Below are 17,467 nucleotides of genomic sequence, written 5' to 3' on the forward strand. Positions count from 1 at the left end.
CCCCTGTCGGGGCGTCATCACTGATGCGCCGGATCGGGGAGGAGGAGCAGCGATGAATAACAAGACCGGCGATTCGAAAAACACCCTGTATTGCTCGTTCTGCGGTAAATCGCAGCACGAGGTGCGCAAGCTGATTGCCGGTCCAACCGTTTTCATCTGTGATGAATGCGTTGAGCTGTGCATGGATATCATCCGTGAAGAGCACAAGACGCATCTCGTGAAGTCACGTGACGGGGTGCCAACCCCGAAAGAGATCTGCAAGGTTCTCGATGATTACGTGATCGGTCAGTTCATTGCCAAGCGTGCGCTGTCTGTGGCTGTGCACAACCATTACAAGCGTCTGGCTCATGCCCAGAAGAGCAATGATATCGAGATTGCAAAGTCCAATATCATGCTCATCGGCCCGACCGGTTCGGGCAAGACGCTTCTGGCCCAGACGCTTGCACGTATCCTCGACGTGCCGTTCACCATGGCCGACGCCACAACCCTGACTGAAGCCGGTTATGTGGGCGAGGATGTCGAGAACATCATCCTCAAGCTCCTGCAGGCCGCCGATTACAATGTCGAGCGGGCGCAGCGTGGCATTGTCTATATCGACGAAATCGACAAGATTTCGCGCAAATCGGACAATCCCTCGATTACCCGCGATGTGAGCGGTGAAGGTGTGCAGCAGGCTCTGCTGAAGCTGATGGAAGGGACCGTGGCCTCTGTCCCCCCTCAAGGTGGGCGCAAGCATCCGCAGCAGGAGTTCCTGCAGGTGGATACCACGAACATGCTGTTTATCTGCGGCGGTGCGTTCGCCGGGTTGGACAAGATCATTTCCGCTCGTGGCAAGGGCTCGGGCATCGGCTTTGGTGCTGATGTGCAGAACCCCGATGACCGCCGTCTCGGCGCGGTGCTCCATGACGTCGAGCCTGAGGATCTGCTGAAATTCGGGCTGATCCCCGAATTTATCGGTCGTCTGCCGGTTGTCGCGACGCTTGAGGATCTCGACGAGGAGACGCTGGTTGCCATTCTGTCGAAACCCAAGAACGCTCTGGTCAAGCAGTATCAGCGTCTGTTCCAGATGGAAGGTGTGGCGCTGACCTTCACTGATGATGCCCTGGTGCAGATTGCCCAGCGTGCCATTGCCCGCAAAACCGGGGCGCGTGGTCTGCGCTCGATCATGGAAGCCATCCTGCTTGGCACCATGTTCGATCTTCCGGGGCTCGATGGTGTGGAAGAGGTCGTGATCAACAAGGACGTTGCCGAAAACCGTGCGGCACCTGTCTATGTGTATGGCAAGGGCAAGGCTGCGGAGCCTGCCGAACAATCCGCCTGAGCCAATCAGGCAAAAACTTCGGGGCTGGCTTGCCGCACCAGCCCTTCATCCTCACATAAGGGGATACTGTCTTTTCGGACAGCAAAGATGCGACGCAGGTCACGCCAGAGTTCCGGGTGACCGCGTCACGATCGTCCTCAAGGAGATCAGAATTTCATGACTGAGAAAAAGCGGAAAACTGCGGCGAGCAAGCTGAACACTGCTGCAAAGGCGGAAGAGGCCAAAGCCAAGACAAAGCCGGTCGAGACGATCGCTGTCCTGCCTCTTCGCGATATCGTCGTTTTTCCCCACATGATCGTGCCGCTTTTCGTTGGCCGCGAGAAATCTGTTCGGGCGCTTGAAGCTGTCACGCGTGACAGCAAGCAGATCCTGCTCGTCGCTCAGAAGAATGCCTCCCAGGATGATCCGCCAGCCGAGGATATCTATCGCTTCGGCACCGTCTCCACGATCCTGCAACTGCTGAAATTGCCCGACGGCACCGTAAAGGTTCTTGTCGAGGGCATCCGCCGCGCCCGCATCAAGGAATTCCATGATGTGGACGGCCATTTCGAGGCCGAGATCGAGGACGTGCAGGACGAGGTCGAGACGGGCAGCGAGGCTGAGGCGCTCGGTCGCACCGCGATCTCGCAATTTGAGCAGTATATCAAGCTCAACAAGAAGATCGCGCCTGAGGTCATGGTGTCGCTCAACCAGATCGAGGACCTCTCGAAGCTGGCCGATACGATTGCGAGCCATTTGAACCTGAAAATTGCCGAGAAGCAGGAAATCCTGCAGGGTAATTCGGTCAGCAAGCGGCTGGAGCAGGTTTTCGCTCACATGGAGCAGGAAATCGGCGTCCTGCAGGTCGAAAAGAAAATCCGCAACCGCGTCAAGCGGCAGATGGAAAAGACCCAGCGCGAATACTATCTGAACGAGCAACTCAAGGCGATCCAGAAGGAACTGGGTGAGGGTGAGGACGGCCGCGATGAAACCGCCGAAATCGAAGAACGCATTGCCAAGACCCGCCTGAGCAAGGAAGCCCGAGAGAAGGCTATCGGCGAATTGCGCAAGCTGCGCGGCATGAGCCCGATGTCGGCTGAATCCACAGTGGTGCGCAACTACCTCGACTGGATCCTGTCTATCCCCTGGAAAAAGCGCTCAAAGGTCTCGCGCGACTTTGGGGCAGCGGAGGAAGTGCTCGAATCCGAGCATTATGGTCTTGAGAAGGTCAAGGAACGCATCCTTGAATATCTCGCGGTCCAGACGCGCTCGCAGAAGCTCAAGGGGCCGATCCTGTGCCTCGTTGGACCGCCGGGCGTGGGCAAGACCTCGCTGGCTCGCTCGATTGCGAAAGCAACGGGCCGTCAGTATGTGCGCATGTCACTGGGTGGCGTGCATGATGAGTCCGAAATTCGTGGCCATCGTCGTACGTATATCGGCTCGATGCCGGGCAAGATCGTCCAGGGCATGAAGAAAGCCAAGACGTCAAACCCGCTGTTCCTCCTGGACGAGATCGACAAGATGGGCTCCGACTGGCGCGGCGATCCGTCCTCCGCGCTTCTTGAGGTGCTGGACCCGGAGCAGAACAGCACGTTCAACGATCATTATCTCGAGGTCGATTATGATCTGTCGGACGTGATGTTCGTGACCACGGCCAACAGCCTCAACATGCCCCAGCCTTTGCTGGATCGCATGGAGATCATCCGTCTGTCGGGCTACACCGAGGATGAGAAGGTCGAGATTGCCCGTCGTCATCTGGTGGGCAAGCAGGCGGAAGCGCACAATCTGAAGCCGCATGAGTGGTCGATCAGCGACGATGCCTTGCGCAGCCTGATCCAGCATTACACGCGTGAAGCCGGCGTGCGTAATCTGGAGCGCGAAATCGCCAAGATCGCGCGTCGTGTGGTCAAGCGCCTTGTGACGAGTTCCGTCGAGACCATTGCGGTCACGGCGGAAAATCTCGGCGAGTTCTCTGGCATCCGTCGTTTCAAGCATGGCGAGACAGAGAGCGAAGATCTGGTCGGCATGGTGTCCGGCCTTGCCTGGACGGAAGTCGGCGGCGAGATCCTGACGATCGAGAGCGTGATGCTGCCCGGCAAGGGACACGTAAAGGCAACCGGCAAGCTGGGAGAGGTCATGCAGGAGAGTGTTTCTGCGGCCGTTTCCTATGTGCGCTCACGAGCCCAGTCCTTTGGCATCAAGCCGACGATCTTCGAAAAGCGTGATATTCACGTACATGTCCCGGAAGGGGCAACACCAAAGGATGGTCCGTCTGCCGGTGTCGCGATGGCGACGTCGATTGTCAGCGTCATGACGGGGATTCCGATCCGTCGCGATGTGGCGATGACGGGGGAAATTACCCTGCGTGGACGCGTGCTCGAGATCGGTGGTCTGAAGGAAAAGCTGCTCGCTGCGACACGCGCCGGTATCACGACGGTCTTTATCCCCAAGGATAATGAGAAGGATCTTGCCGAGATCCCGGCCAACGTGAAGGACGCGCTCAAGATCATCCCGGTATCGCATGTCGATCAGGTTCTGGCTTCCGCACTGGTGCGGCCGCCGGAGGCAATTGAGTGGGATGAAGAGGATGATGTGCCGGCGACGCTGGGGAAGGACAATCTCTCCAGCCAGCTGCCTCATTGAGGGTGGGGGAGGCGTGATCCTCCCCATTTCATCAGATTGACCAGACTAACGCGGTGGCCGCCCTTAAGGGGCGGCCATTGTCGTATTCATGGCAGGAAAGTCGCAGCGCGGGCCAAAGCGTGAAACCGCCCGGCTTGCGGGCCTCAGCGCTGTTGACGTTAGGGAAAACGCCTTCATAGTGCCTTGCTTGTAGCACCGCCTGTGGGCGGATGATCGGTTATTCAGGAACTCTGCGAGGAAACGAGATGGAAAAGCCGCTGAACAAGCAGGAGCTCATTGCTGCGGTTGCAGAAAAGACCGATCTGCCCAAGGCGAAGGCCGGGGATGTCGTCGAGGCGCTGTTTGCAAGCATCGAGGAGGCGCTTGCACGCAAGCAGGAAGTGCGTCTGGTCGGATTTGGGTCGTTCGCAACAACAACACGCAAGGCTGCTAAAGGGCGTAACCCGCGCACTGGGGAAGAAATCGACATTCCCGCGTCGGTTTCTGTACGTTTCCGTCCCGGCAAGGGCTTGAAGGATGCCGTAAGTTAACGTATCCCCTCTCCCACGGCAGGCGGCGATTCGACCGTCTGCCCTGAGGGCGATTAGCTCAGCGGTAGAGCGTCTCGTTTACACCGAGAGGGTCGGCGGTTCAATCCCGTCATCGCCCACCATTCCTCAGCTTTTGGAAGATCAATGAGCTTCCAGCCAGGCTTCAGCTGGATCCTTGAGTGTCATGAGACACTCGGTTCCACTTCTGATTTTTGCAAAATTGCAGCGGAAAACGGTGCCGCCCACGGCAGGGCTGTTCTTGCTTATCGTCAGACGGCCGGTCGCGGGACGCGTGGGCGCCAGTGGGATGCCCCCGAGGGAAACCTTTCTTTCTCCTTCATATGTCGTGACCCTCGCATAAGCGAGCTTGTGCAGGCCATGCCGTTCATGGTTGCTGTGGCTCTTCACGACGCTCTCTCTGCCTGCGTGCCAACTGCTGCTCTGCGCATCAAATGGCCCAATGATATTCTGAGTGATGGGGCCAAGCTGGCTGGCGTACTGATCGAGCGTGGTGGCGTGGCAGATCATGAGTGGATTGTCATCGGCGTTGGCGCCAATCTGAAGACCGCGCCGGATATTGCAGGACGCCGCACGGTCGCACTCGCAGCGCTGGGAGGGCAGGTCGACCCTGCCGCTCTTGCCCGCCAGATACTGACGTGTTTCTCATTCTGGTTCGATCTCTGGCAGCGTCGTGGCTTTGCGCCCATTCGGCAGGCCTGGCTTGATCGGGCGCATGAGCCGGGTTCGCGGCTTGCGGTTCAGAGGGGTGGGGATTATATAGAGGGTTTCTTCGCGGGTCTCGATGAGTGCGGTCGGCTGGTCTTGCAGACCGACCAGAACGAGGTTCAGACGGTCGCGGCGGGGGATATTCTACTGCTTGGGTGAAGGACGGTCTGTGCTCCTCGTTGTCGACGCCGGTAACACGAACATTGTTTTTGCTGTCCATGACGGCAAGGAGTGGCGCGGGACCTGGCGTATATCGACAAATGACCAGCGGACCTCTGACGAATACGCCGTCTGGCTTCTTGGCCTGATCAAATTATCCAATCTCAATCATCGTGCGATATCGCGGGCGATCATTGGCACGGTTGTGCCTGCCGCCCTCTATCATCTGCGTCGTCTGTGCAGGGAATGGCTCGATATCGAGCCTCTGATCGCGAATAATGCGCTCGACTGGGGATGTCCCGTCAAGGTCGATACCCCGGCCGAAGTTGGCGTGGATCGGCGGCTCAACGGTCTGGCTGCACAGCATTTCTTCGGCGGCCCGCTTGTGGTGGTCGATTTCGGCACAGCGACGACTTTCGATGTGGTGGATAGCGAGGGCGCCTTTTGTGGAGGCGCGATTGCACCCGGTGTCAATCTCTCGCTCGAGGCCCTGCATCAGGCGGCAGCACGTCTGCCCCGCATCAGTGTCGGGCGTCCGTCTTCTGCTATCGGGCGCAGCACGACGGTTGCCATGCGTTCGGGTCTTTTCTGGGGTTATGTCGGTCTGGTGGAAGGGATTGTCTCGCGGATTGCGCTTGAGATGGCCACACCGATCAAGGTGATTGCCACAGGGGGACTGGCCCCGCTCTTCTCTGAGGGAACGGATCTGTTCCAGCACGTCGCACCAACTCTCACGCTGGATGGCCTGCGCTTGCTCGCTGCGCGCAATGCCATTGGCGAATTTATTCCGGCACCAGGATGAAGGTGTATTTTTTGTCTCTATCTAGGATTAATTTATGAGCATTACTGAAAAAGGTCTGGCCTTCCTGCCATTGGGTGGGACGGGCGAGATCGGAATGAACTTCAATCTCTATTGCCTTGACGGCAAGTGGCTTGCCATCGACTGCGGTATCGGTTTTTCGGGTAATGATACGCCCGAGGCCGAGATTCTCATGCCTGATCCGCTTTTCATTGCCGAGCGGTACAAGAGCCTGTGTGGCCTTGTGATCACGCATGCGCATGAAGACCATCTGGGCGCTGTGGCCCATCTCTGGCCGCAACTGCGCTGCCCGATCTACGCCACGCCTTTTGCCAGCGCCGTGCTTCGACGCAAGCTGGGGGAAGCGCATCTGCTTTCGCAGGTAACGATCCACACCATCCCGATGGGCGGGCATTTTACGGTTGGGCCGTTCGATCTTCAGTTCATCAATGTCACCCATTCGGTGCCCGAGGCGCAGTCGCTCGTTCTGCGCACGCCTTACGGAACGATCGTACACACCGGCGACCTCAAGCTCGATCGTGAGCCGGTGGTTGGCCCTCTGACGGATCTCGACGCCTTCAAGGCGGTGGGCGATGAGGGTGTTCTGGCCATGGTGTGTGACAGCACCAACGTCTTCCGTGACGGGATTTCCGGTACGGAAGGCCAGGTACGTGATTCCATGGCCGATCTGATCAAGACGTTGCACGGCCGTGTCGCCATTACCTGTTTTGCCAGCAACGTGGCACGTGTGGAGAGCATAGCGCGTGCGGCCAAGGCGGCCGGGCGCCAGGTCATGGTGGTCGGACGCTCGCTGCGCAATCTTGAGGTTGCGGCCCGCGAGTGCGGCTATCTGAGGGATATCCCGCCCTTCCTTGATGAGCGCGAAGCGAATGCGGTTCCGGATAACCGCCTGCTGATGATCATCACAGGCAGCCAGGGCGAACCCCGCTCGGCGCTGTCGCGCATTGCCTCGGATGTTCATCCGAACATTTCGCTGGGTGAGGGCGACACGGTCATCTATTCCTCACGCATGATCCCCGGCAACGAGCAGGCGGTCATGGCGGTGCAGGATAATCTCACCCGTCGCGGCGCTACTGTGCTGACCGACAAGGACCATCTGGTTCATGTGTCGGGCCATGCCACGGCAGATGATCTGCGTCATCTCTACAGCCTGGTACGTCCCAAGCTGAGCGTTCCGACGCACGGCGAATGGCGCCACCTGACGGCTCATGCAGCCCTCGCCCGTGAAACCGGGGCCGAGGCGATCCTGCTTGAGGATGGTGACCTGCTGCGCCTTGGCCCGGATCACGCCGAGGTGGTGGATACCGCCCCCACGGGTCGTCTCGCGCTCGATGGTGGGCGTCTGCTGCCCATGACCGGCGGCGTTCTGGCGGCGCGTCGCAAGATGCTGTTCAACGGCATGGTCATCGCGAGCTTCGCGGTTGACGATGAGGGCTATGTGATTGGCATGCCCAAGATCAGCGCGCCCGGTCTGCTGGAATCGGAAGATCCCGAGAGCACCCGCATTTCGGAAGAATTCGCCGATGCCATCGATGAGATCCCTGATGATCTGCGTCAGGATGACGATGCTTTCCGCGATGCGGCCAAGACGGCGCTGCGTCGCGCGCTGGGGCGCAAGTTGCAGAAGCGTCCTCTGGTCGATGTCCATCTGCTGCGGGTCTGATCCCGCAGCGTCTGCCACGAACGCGCCATAACAGGCGCGCCATTTTTCTTTTCTAGAACGGTCACACACGATGCGTCTGTCCCGCGGTTTCCTGCCCACCCTCAAAGAAGTCCCTGCCGAGGCCCAGATTGCCTCGCATCGACTGATGCTGCGCGCTGGTCTTGTGCGTCAGACGTCGGCGGGTATCTATGCCTGGCTGCCGGCTGGTCTGCGCGTGTTACGCAATATCGAGCAGATCGTGCGGGAAGAGCAGAATGCCATCGGCGCGCAGGAATTGCTGATGCCGACCGTCCAGTCTTCCGAGCTATGGAAGCGCTCTGGCCGTTATGACGCTTACGGCCCCGAAATGCTGCGCATCCGCGACCGTCAGGACCGCGAGTTGCTCTACGGACCGACCAATGAGGAAATGATCACTGATCTTTTCGGTCAGGTCATCAAATCCTACCGTGAGCTGCCTCAGGCGCTGTATCACGTGCAGTGGAAGTTCCGCGATGAGCTGCGTCCGCGCTTTGGCGTGATGCGCGGCCGTGAGTTCTTCATGAAGGACGCCTATTCCTTTGATGCGTCTTATGAGGACGCTGTTGCTGCCTATCGTCGCATGATGCTGGCCTATCTGCGCACCTTCCAGCGTCTGGGCGTGCGCGCGGTCCCCATGAAGGCCGATACCGGGCCGATCGGTGGCGATCTGAGCCATGAATTCCTCGTGCTGGCGCCGACAGGCGAGAGCGGGGTGTTCTTCGACGCAGCGCTTGAGGAGCAGGACTGGCTTCATGAGGCCGTCGATATTGCCGACCATGCCAGCCTTGAGTCGTTTTTCAGCGGCGTTACGAAGTTCTATGCCGCGACTGACGAGATGCATGACGAAAAGGCGTGGGAAGATGTGCCTGCCGATCGTCGCCGGGAAGGGCGCGGTATCGAAGTCGGACATATCTTCTATTTCGGCACCAAATATACCGAATCCATGGGCATCTCGGTCAGCGGTGCTGATGGCAACCAGTTCTTCCCGGAGATGGGGTCGTACGGCATCGGTGTGTCGCGCCTCGTCGGCGCCATTATCGAAGCCAGCCATGACGAGGCCGGTATCATCTGGCCGGACTCGGTCGCGCCCTATCGCGCTGCCATTCTGAGCCTCAAGCCCGGCGATGAAGCGGTGGATGCGCTGTGCGAGCAGCTCTATGCCGCAGCCCCCGACGCATTCCTTTATGACGATCGCGGCGAGCGCGCTGGCGTGAAGTTCAACGATGCCGATCTGATGGGCCATCCCTGGCAGATGATCGTCGGTCCGCGTGGTGCGAAGGAAGGCAAGGTCGAGCTCAAGCGCCGTGCGACAGGCGAGCGCTTCGAGCTGACAGTGGAAGAAGCGCTCGCGAAGGTGCTGGGCACTGATGCAGCAGGCAAAGGCGCTGCCTGATCATGTTCAACCGCTTCGAGCGCGTGGTGGCGGGGCGCTATCTGCGCGCCCGTCGCGGAGAACGCTTCGTTTCCATCATCGCGATTTTCTCGCTCATCGGTATCGCACTGGGGGTCGCCACCCTCATCATCGTCATGGCGGTGATGAACGGGTTTCGCGCTGATCTGATGGGCCGCGTGCTTGGGCTGAATGGCGATCTGAACATTTTCAGCGCAGGGCACAGCATCACCAATTATCAGGATGATGTTGTTGCCATACGTGAGGTCAAAAACGTCACCCGTGTCACGCCCATGACCGAGGGGACCGTGCTCATCGATGCCGGGAATTATTCGACGGGCGGCGTGGTACGCGGGATTTTGCCTTCCGACCTTCGCGATCTGCATGCCCTGAGCGATAATATCACCGACGGCAAGCTGGATGATTTCAAGGGTGACGATGCCATTGCGATCGGCACGACTCTGGCCGCACGTGCCGGATTGAGTGTGGGCAGCAAGCTGACGGTTGTTTCGTTGAATGGCCGTGCGACACCGTTCGGGAACATGCCGCGCGTCAAGGCCTATCATGTCGTCATGATTTTCGATGCGGGCGTCAACGACTACGATACCAGCGTTGTCCTCATGCCAATGGAAGCCTCACAGCGCTATCTGATGATGCCCGGCGCGGTATCGCTCATTCAGGTGGCGACCCGCGACCCGCTCGAGGTTACGCCTGTCACACGCGCCATTGCCCAGCGACTGGATGATCCCAGGCTGCGCGTGATGGACTGGACCCAGAGTAATAACGCGTTTCTGGGCGCTCTGACCGTGCAGCAGAACGTGATGTTCCTCATTCTCACGTTGATCATTCTGGTGGCCGCATTCAACGTCATTTCCTCCATGATCATGATGGTCAAGGACAAGACGCGCGACATCGCGGTGCTGCGTACGTTGGGCGCCAGCCGCGGTGCCGTCATGCGCATCTTCCTGATGTGCGGTGCCTCGGTCGGTGTGTCCGGCACGCTGATCGGTTTCGGAATCGGGGTCGTATTCTGCCTGAACATCGAGCGCATCCAGCACGGTGTGGAGCATCTGACCCATACCAGCCTGTTCAACCCGGAATTCTATTATCTCGAACATCTGCCAGCCAAGCTGATCTGGTCGCAGGTCATCGAGGTTATGGTCATGGCGCTTGCCCTGTCTTTTGTCGCAACGCTTTACCCGTCCTGGCGCGCGGCCAAGACCGATCCGATCGAGGCGCTGCGCCATGAGTGAGACACCCCCCCCAGCCGCTCCGGTCCTTTCCCTGACGGATGTCACGCGTCGTTTCCGCTCCGGCGAAGAGACGCTCGAAATCCTGAAGGGCGCGTCTTTCGATCTGTTCCCCGGAGAGATCGTGGCTCTTGTTGCGCCCAGCGGTACGGGCAAATCGACACTGCTTCATATTGCGGGTCTGCTGGAAGGCCCGCAGGAAGGCAGGGTGCGCATTGCCGGGCACGACACGGCCTTCCTGTCGGACACGGCACGCACGCAGATACGACGCGACGAAGTGGGTTTCGTCTATCAGTTCCATCATCTGCTGGCCGAATTCACGGCGCTGGAGAACGTGGTACTTCCCCAGCATATTGCAGGCGTTTCCCTCCGCGATGCGACAGCACGCGCGACCGATCTTCTGACGCGTTTCGGGCTGGCGCATCGGCTGCATAATTTGCCAGGCAAGCTCTCGGGTGGAGAGAAGCAGCGCGTGGCTATCGCTCGTGCTCTGGCCAACCGGCCGAAGCTTCTTCTGGCTGACGAACCGACTGGCAATCTGGATGTGCATACTTCCGATGCCGTGTTTGACGAGTTGCTGCATGCGGTTCGTAGCGAGAATGTGGGCGCGTTGATTGCAACCCATAACGAGGAGCTTGCATCGCGTATGGATCGTGTCGTGACCCTGCGTAATGGGCGCATCATCTCGCGATAAAGAAAGAGATGAAGGGGGCGTTCGGGTCTGATAAACCATGACCCATGTCCCATGCCCCCTTTGTTCATCTTCGTAATCACTCTGCCTATTCGCTGAGCCAGGGGGCGATACGCATACCCGATCTGGTGGCTCTGGCTGCTGAATCCGCCATGCCTGCCGTGGCGTTGACGGATACGGGCAATCTCTTCGGGGCGCTGGAATTCTCGCAGTACTGCACGGGCAAAGGCGTGCAGCCCATCATCGGCTGCCAGCTCGCATTGCCATCGCGCAGCGACAAGCCCGGCGCTCCATCAGAGCCCATGGTGGCGCTGGCCCGCAATGAGGCGGGGCTTGCCAATCTGCAGTTCCTCTCATCCGAGGGATTCCTCAAGGGCGATCCTTCCGACCCAGCCATTCTGCTTGAGACTCTCTGCGCTCATGCAGACGGGCTCTTTCTGCTGACCGGCGGGACGCGTGGGCCATTATTCCGCCTGCTTGCCGAGGGGCAGGAAGACCAGGCCATGACGCTGCTGCGCCGTTTGCAGGAGAGCTTCGGCGCTCATATGGCTGTCGAGCTGCATCGCCATGGTCTGCCTGAAGAGAAAGCCGTTGAGCCCGGCATGATCGCCGCTGCTGACCGTCTGGGGCTACCTTTGGTCGCCACCAATGAGTGCTTTTTCTCCAAACCGGCCATGCATGAGGCCCATGATGCGTTGCTCTGCATCGCGCAGGGACGCACCATGGCGGAGCAGGAGCGCTGGCGGGTTACGCCGGAGCACTGGTTCAAATCGCCCGATGCCATGCGTGCGCTTTTTGCCGATCTGCCGGAGGCCTGTGACAATACGCTCATGATCGCGCAGCGCTGCGCGGTGAAGGTCTCGACCCGTCCGCCGCTCTTGCCGGTCTGTCCCAAGGTCAATGAGGGAGCGACCGAGGAGGAAACCCTCCGCGCGATGTCAGAGGAGGGGCTACGCCAGCGCCTGTCCCGTATGGAGGTCGATGACGACACGCGCAGACGCTATGAGGAGCGTCTGGAAATGGAACTCGGCATCATCGGGCGTATGGGCTTTCCCGGTTACTTCCTGATTGTGGCCGACTTCATCCAATGGGCGAAGGAACATGATATCCCGGTCGGGCCGGGGCGTGGGTCGGGGGCAGGCTCTCTCGTGGCCTGGGCGCTCACCATCACCGATATCGATCCGCTGCCGTTCAACCTGCTCTTCGAGCGCTTTCTGAATCCCGAACGCGTCTCGATGCCTGACTTCGATATCGATTTCTGTCAGGACCGGCGCGACGAGGTGATCCGCTACGTGCGCACCGAATATGGTGGCGAGCGCGTGGCGCAGATCATCACCTTCGGTAAGCTTCAGGCGCGCGCCGCCGTGCGCGATGTGGGGCGCGTGCTCGGCCTGCCTTTTGGTATGGTCAACCGCGTGGCTGAGTTGATCCCGAACAACCCGGCCAAGCCTGTTACGCTCAAACAGGCGATCGATGGCGAGCCGCGCCTGCAGGAAATGCGCGAGAACGACGAGGCGCTGCGTCGCCTGATGGAAATCGCGTTGCAGCTCGAAGGGCTCTATCGCCACGCGTCAACTCACGCGGCGGGTGTGGTGATCGGCGATCGTGAACTGGTCGAGCTTGTGCCGCTCTATCGCGATCCCAAAAGCGATATGCTGGTCACGCAGTACAACATGAAATTCGTGGAGCAGGCCGGGTTGGTGAAGTTCGACTTCCTCGGCCTGACCACGCTCACCATTCTCAAGCGCGGGATCAATTTCATCGCGCAACAGGGCATCGAGGTCGATCTGGCCACCCTGCCTCTGGACGACGCGCCTACCTACGACATGCTGGCCCGTGGCGATGCGGGCGGCGTGTTCCAGTTTGAAGGCGCAGGCATGCGCGACGTGCTCAAGCAGATGCGCCCGACAAGGCTTGAGGACCTGATTGCGGCTGTGGCGCTCTACCGTCCGGGGCCGATGGCCAATATCCCCGATTACTGCGCGCGCAAGCACGGTGCTTCATGGGAGCCGCCCCATGAGGAAATTCGCGATATCCTGTCCGAGACCTATGGCATCATGGTCTATCAGGAACAGGTCATGCAGATCGCGCAGAAAATGGCCGGGTACAGCCTGGGCGGCGCTGATCTGCTGCGTCGCGCCATGGGCAAGAAAATCCGCGCCGAGATGGACACGCAGCGCGAGATCTTCGTCAAGGGTGCGACCGGACGCGGGATCACCCCTGAAAAGGCTGCCGAGGTGTTCGACCTCATGGCGCGTTTTGCCGATTACGGCTTCAACAAATCCCACGCCGCCGCCTATGCGCTTGTCTCGTATCAGACGGCTTGGATGAAGGCGAACCATCCGGTGGCGTTTCTTGCCGGATGCATGTCGCTCGCCCGCGAAAAGACGGACAAGCTGGCCTCGCTATGTCAGGAAGCGCGTCGGATGAAAATCAAGGTGCTTCCCGTCGACATCAATCGCTCGAAGGCTGATTTCTCGCTCGAAAAGCAGGAGGACGGAAGCTGGGCCATCCGCTACGCTTTGGCTGCCGTCAAGCGCGTCGGGTTCTCGGCCATGCAGGCCATTGTGGAGGCACGTGGCGACAAGCCTTTTGCCAGTCTTGCCGATCTGGCTGCACGTTGTGATGCCAAGCAGCTCAACAAGATCCAGATCGAAAATCTGGCCAAGGCGGGAGCTTTCGACTCCCTCGACAAGCCGCGTCATATCGTCTTTGCCAGCTCTGAAATCATCATGCGTCGTGCGCAATCCGACGCGCAGGAGGCGGCATCCGGCCAGATCGGCCTGTTCGGTGCCTCGGCCGAGCCCGAGGAGCTGCGCCTGGCCGAAGCCCCATACTGGCCCGAATTCGAACGTCTGGCCGCGGAGGCCGAGGCGATCGGATTCCACATGTCCGCGCACCCGCTGGATGCCTATCGCTCGGTCCTCAAGCGGGCCAATGTGCTGACGTCACAAAACCTCATGACCGCTGCCGAAAACGGGTCCTATCGCGTGCGTATTGCGGGCTGCGTGGTCGACAAGAAGGAGCGCCCTACCAAGAGCGGTAGCAAGATGGCGTGGGTACGCCTCTCCGATGCGACGGGTGGTTGCGAAGTGACCCTGTTCTCGGAAGTGCTGTCGCGTTGCCGCGACCTGCTGGTGGCCGGTCAGGCCGTGATGGTGACGGCTGATCTCAAGCTTGAGGGCGATGCACTACGCATAACGGCCAATGACGTGATGGATCTGGAAAAAGCAGCAGCGCAGGAAAGCTCGGAGATGCGCGTATGGATCAGCGAGGCTTCAGCGGTGACGAAAGTGCGCGACTTGCTAAGCAGCCAGGGCAGGGGGCGCGGCAAGATCGTGTTGGTGCCAGCCGTGGACGAGACCAAGGCTGTGGAGGTGACCCTGACCGGACACTTCCCGGTCACGCCACGACTGGGCGAACAATTGCGCACCATTCACGGGGTATCGCGTATCGATCATCTCTAGGGTAACGGTAAAAAGGCAGTTGTCATCCTATTGAAATCGATGCCTGATCTTGCTGGGGCAGGCACGAACTTTACACGAACTCGATATGGACATCTGGATTTGTTTGAAACGATAATATCCTTATCGTGAAATCTTTACTTCCAATCGATCTATTCGGTCTAAGTTTGCGATCATGACGGGGATATCAGAAGGGCCTGTTGGTCACTTTTCTGCAAAGAGGTTCGGCATTGTCTGAAAGATTGACCTACGAACAGGCGCGGGGTCTCGCGCATGAGCGGCTCACAAAACGCGTCCAACAAAGTGCCGAGATGAGAGGAAAAGAGGTCCTTCTGGATGAGTATTTCATTTCATCCGACCGATTTTGGGTCTTTTTCTGGAAAAAAGAAATCGAAGTTCCACCGGGCTTGCATTCTTTAGGCGCGGGATGCGGTTGCCTTATCAACGATCGGGGCGAGATGCGCGATGTCATTGATCTGCGATTGAGTCCCGACCGGTTCGAGCAGACCTTGCGTGATATGGCGGCCTGGGCTGGTCGGCCTGAGTGACAAGCAACACGACTCAATCGAGAATGGCGCGCCGGAGCTGAGTGTCGAATCTCCCGCTGGGGTCGGTCTGTTTCGCTAATCGCTTCTATAAATCGCCCACCCAACGGATCTGGATCACTGGTTGGAATTACCGATGCCGGTCAGGTGCCGGGATACAGATCATCTTGTTCCTTGCCTTTTGTGGCAAAAAAGGCGATACCGCGCCCGTCTGGCTTTTCTGACGGCGGTGTCGGCTGGGGAGTGAGGCAATTCGCACGTATGACGACAGACTCTCTGGTGCCCGTGAAAACGCGCAATGTCATACGGAGGCACAACCAGAAGAACAGGAATTTGCATCATGGCGATGCCTGAATTCACCATGCGTCAGCTGCTCGAAGCCGGCGTTCACTTTGGTCACCACACGCGTCGCTGGAACCCGGCGATGGCACCGTATCTGTTCGGTGTCCGCAACCAGGTTCACATCATCGACCTGCAGCAGACCGTTCCGATGCTCGATCGCGCCCTGCAGGCCGTTCGCAACACGGTGGCCGGTGGCGGTCGCGTGCTGTTCGTCGGCACCAAGCGCGCTGCTGCCGAGCATGTGGCTGAAGCTGCAACACGTTGCGGTCAGTACTACGTCAACCATCGCTGGCTCGGCGGTATGCTGACCAACTGGAAGACCATCACGGGTTCGATCAAGCGCCTGCGCCAGATCGACGAGATGCTCTCCGGCGACACGCATGGTCTGACGAAGAAGGAAATCCTCGACATCACCCGTGACCGCGAGAAGCTTGAGCGTTCGCTCGGCGGCATCAAGGAAATGGGCGGTCTGCCGGACATCCTGTTCGTGATCGACACGAACAAGGAGAAGCTGGCGGTTGAGGAAGCCAACAAGCTTGGCATTCCGGTTGTTGCCGTTCTCGACAGCAACTCCAACCCGGCTGGCGTGACCTACCCGATTCCGGGCAATGACGACGCCATCCGCGCCATCACCACCTATTGCGACCTCGTGTCGCAGGCCGTGCTCGATGGTATCTCGGCTGAAATGGCTGCTTCGGGTGCCGATTTCGGCGCGTCTGAAGAACTGCCGGTCGAGACGGTTGTTGAAGAGACCACGGCAGAAGCTCCGGCTGAAGCCTGAGATGCGTGCGGGAGATCGTGAGGTCTCCCCAGGCATTCGGAATTTCTGGCGTGCCCGGCTGAAAAGCTGCGGCGCGCCGTTTCGTTCCTAGAGCCTGCCCCGCGCTTTCGGGATGCGGGAAGGGGCTCAGGTTCTTTATTGTGGCGAGTATTGTCATCCGGTCAGCCGATCGGGTCTGACGGGACAATGCTCAAGAGGAGTTTTGAACATGGCGGAAATCACTGCTGCCCTCGTCCGTGACCTGCGCGAGAAGACTGGCGCTGGCATGATGGACTGCAAGAAGGCTCTCACGGAAGCTGCTGGCGACATGGATGCCGCCATCGACTGGCTGCGCGCCAAGGGTCTGTCGCAGGCTGCCAAGAAGTCGGGCCGCACCACGGCTGAAGGCCTCGTGGCCGTTGCTTCGGGCAAGAACAAGGCCGCCATGGTCGAAGTCAATGCCGAGACCGATTTCGTGGGTCGTAACGAAGCCTTCCAGGCATTCGTTGAGTCCGTGGCTCATGCTGCACTCGATGCCGGTGACGATCTCGACACCCTGTCGCAGGCCAAGCTGCCTACGGGCCGCACGGTTGCCGAAGAATTGACCCACCTGATCGCCACGATCGGTGAGAACATGTCGCTGCGTCGCGCCAAGGTTCTGACCGTTCCTTCGGGCATCGTTGCTTCCTACGTGCATGGCGCGCTGCGTCCGGGCGTTGGCAAGATCGGCGTTCTCGCTGCGGTTGAAGCCCCGTCGGAATCCGAAGCCCTGCTGACTCTGGGCCGCCAGATCGGCATGCATGTTGCCGCAACGCGTCCGGCTGCTCTGGAAGTTGCCAGCGTCGATCCGGAAGCTCTGGAGCGTGAGCGCCAGGTTCTGATCGAGCAGGCTCGTGAGTCCGGCAAGCCGGAGGCCATCATCGAGAAGATGATCGAAGGCCGTATCCGCAAGTTCTACGAAGAAGTCGTTCTTCTGGAGCAGGTCTGGGTGCATGACGGTGAAACCCGCGTGTCCAAGGTTGTCGAGAAGGCCGGCGCCAAACTGATCGCTTTCGAGCGCTTCCAGCTCGGCGAAGGCATTGAGAAGGAAACCAGCGACTTTGCTGCCGAAGTGGCCGCTGCCGCTGGCGCCTGATCGGTCATACGATCACGGGACTGGTTGCAGC

At 59.5% G+C, this 17,467-nt stretch carries 13 protein-coding genes and 1 tRNA gene; all 14 read left to right on the plus strand.

From position 1 onward, the window contains the following. Window positions 1-52: 52 nt before the first annotated feature. The 14 genes from clpX to tsf all read left to right on the plus strand — a co-directional run bounded on the left by clpX (window position 53) and on the right by tsf (window position 17,436). The gene (clpX, locus tag ACWNRM_RS03080) at window positions 53-1,321 is read left to right on the plus strand and encodes an ATP-dependent Clp protease ATP-binding subunit ClpX (protein WP_023977493.1); all 1,269 of its coding nucleotides are present in this window, start codon (window positions 53-55) and stop codon (window positions 1,319-1,321) included. A 156-nt stretch (window positions 1,322-1,477) separates the two neighbouring features. After that, window positions 1,478-3,943 (plus strand): endopeptidase La, encoded by a 2,466-nt coding sequence (gene lon / locus ACWNRM_RS03085; protein WP_485169442.1) that lies wholly within the window; start codon window positions 1,478-1,480, stop codon window positions 3,941-3,943. 245 nt (window positions 3,944-4,188) lie between these two features. Next, the gene (locus ACWNRM_RS03090) at window positions 4,189-4,473 is read left to right on the plus strand and encodes an HU family DNA-binding protein (RefSeq protein ID WP_485169443.1); all 285 of its coding nucleotides are present in this window, start codon (window positions 4,189-4,191) and stop codon (window positions 4,471-4,473) included. 47 nt (window positions 4,474-4,520) lie between these two features. Further along, window positions 4,521-4,595 (plus strand) — tRNA-Val (locus tag ACWNRM_RS03095). 22 nt (window positions 4,596-4,617) lie between these two features. After that, window positions 4,618-5,358, plus strand: a complete 741-nt coding sequence (locus ACWNRM_RS03100) for a biotin--[acetyl-CoA-carboxylase] ligase (protein WP_485169444.1) — start codon at window positions 4,618-4,620, stop codon at window positions 5,356-5,358. 10 nt (window positions 5,359-5,368) lie between these two features. Further along, window positions 5,369-6,160 (plus strand): type III pantothenate kinase, encoded by a 792-nt coding sequence (locus ACWNRM_RS03105; protein WP_485169445.1) that lies wholly within the window; start codon window positions 5,369-5,371, stop codon window positions 6,158-6,160. A 34-nt stretch (window positions 6,161-6,194) separates the two neighbouring features. Beyond that, window positions 6,195-7,841 carry a ribonuclease J gene (locus ACWNRM_RS03110; protein WP_485169446.1) on the plus strand — a complete coding sequence of 549 codons (1,647 nt, stop codon included), beginning with the start codon at window positions 6,195-6,197 and terminating at the stop codon, window positions 7,839-7,841. Window positions 7,842-7,911: 70 nt separating this feature from the next. Then, window positions 7,912-9,252 (plus strand): proline--tRNA ligase, encoded by a 1,341-nt coding sequence (gene proS / locus ACWNRM_RS03115; RefSeq protein ID WP_485169447.1) that lies wholly within the window; start codon window positions 7,912-7,914, stop codon window positions 9,250-9,252. A gap of 2 nt (window positions 9,253-9,254) precedes the next feature. Next, window positions 9,255-10,502, plus strand: coding sequence for a lipoprotein-releasing ABC transporter permease subunit (locus ACWNRM_RS03120; RefSeq protein WP_264815008.1), 1,248 nt, complete (start codon window positions 9,255-9,257; stop codon window positions 10,500-10,502). Then, a complete protein-coding gene (locus ACWNRM_RS03125; RefSeq protein WP_485169448.1) occupies window positions 10,495-11,193 on the plus strand; it encodes an ABC transporter ATP-binding protein in 699 nt (232 codons plus the stop codon). Before ACWNRM_RS03120 ends, ACWNRM_RS03125 begins: the two co-directional genes overlap by 8 nt. Window positions 11,194-11,237: 44 nt before the next feature. Further along, the gene (gene dnaE / locus ACWNRM_RS03130) at window positions 11,238-14,657 is read left to right on the plus strand and encodes a DNA polymerase III subunit alpha (RefSeq protein WP_485169449.1); all 3,420 of its coding nucleotides are present in this window, start codon (window positions 11,238-11,240) and stop codon (window positions 14,655-14,657) included. 227 nt (window positions 14,658-14,884) lie between these two features. After that, entirely contained in the window at window positions 14,885-15,202 is a 318-nt protein-coding gene (locus ACWNRM_RS03135) for a hypothetical protein (RefSeq protein ID WP_485172147.1), read from the plus strand. A 337-nt stretch (window positions 15,203-15,539) separates the two neighbouring features. Continuing rightward, a complete protein-coding gene (rpsB, locus tag ACWNRM_RS03140; RefSeq protein ID WP_035439212.1) occupies window positions 15,540-16,322 on the plus strand; it encodes a 30S ribosomal protein S2 in 783 nt (260 codons plus the stop codon). A 208-nt stretch (window positions 16,323-16,530) separates the two neighbouring features. Then, window positions 16,531-17,436, plus strand: coding sequence for a translation elongation factor Ts (gene tsf / locus ACWNRM_RS03145; protein ID WP_023977481.1), 906 nt, complete (start codon window positions 16,531-16,533; stop codon window positions 17,434-17,436). Window positions 17,437-17,467 lie beyond the last annotated feature (31 nt).

It is taken from the genome of Asaia sp. A2, from assembly GCF_057319415.1.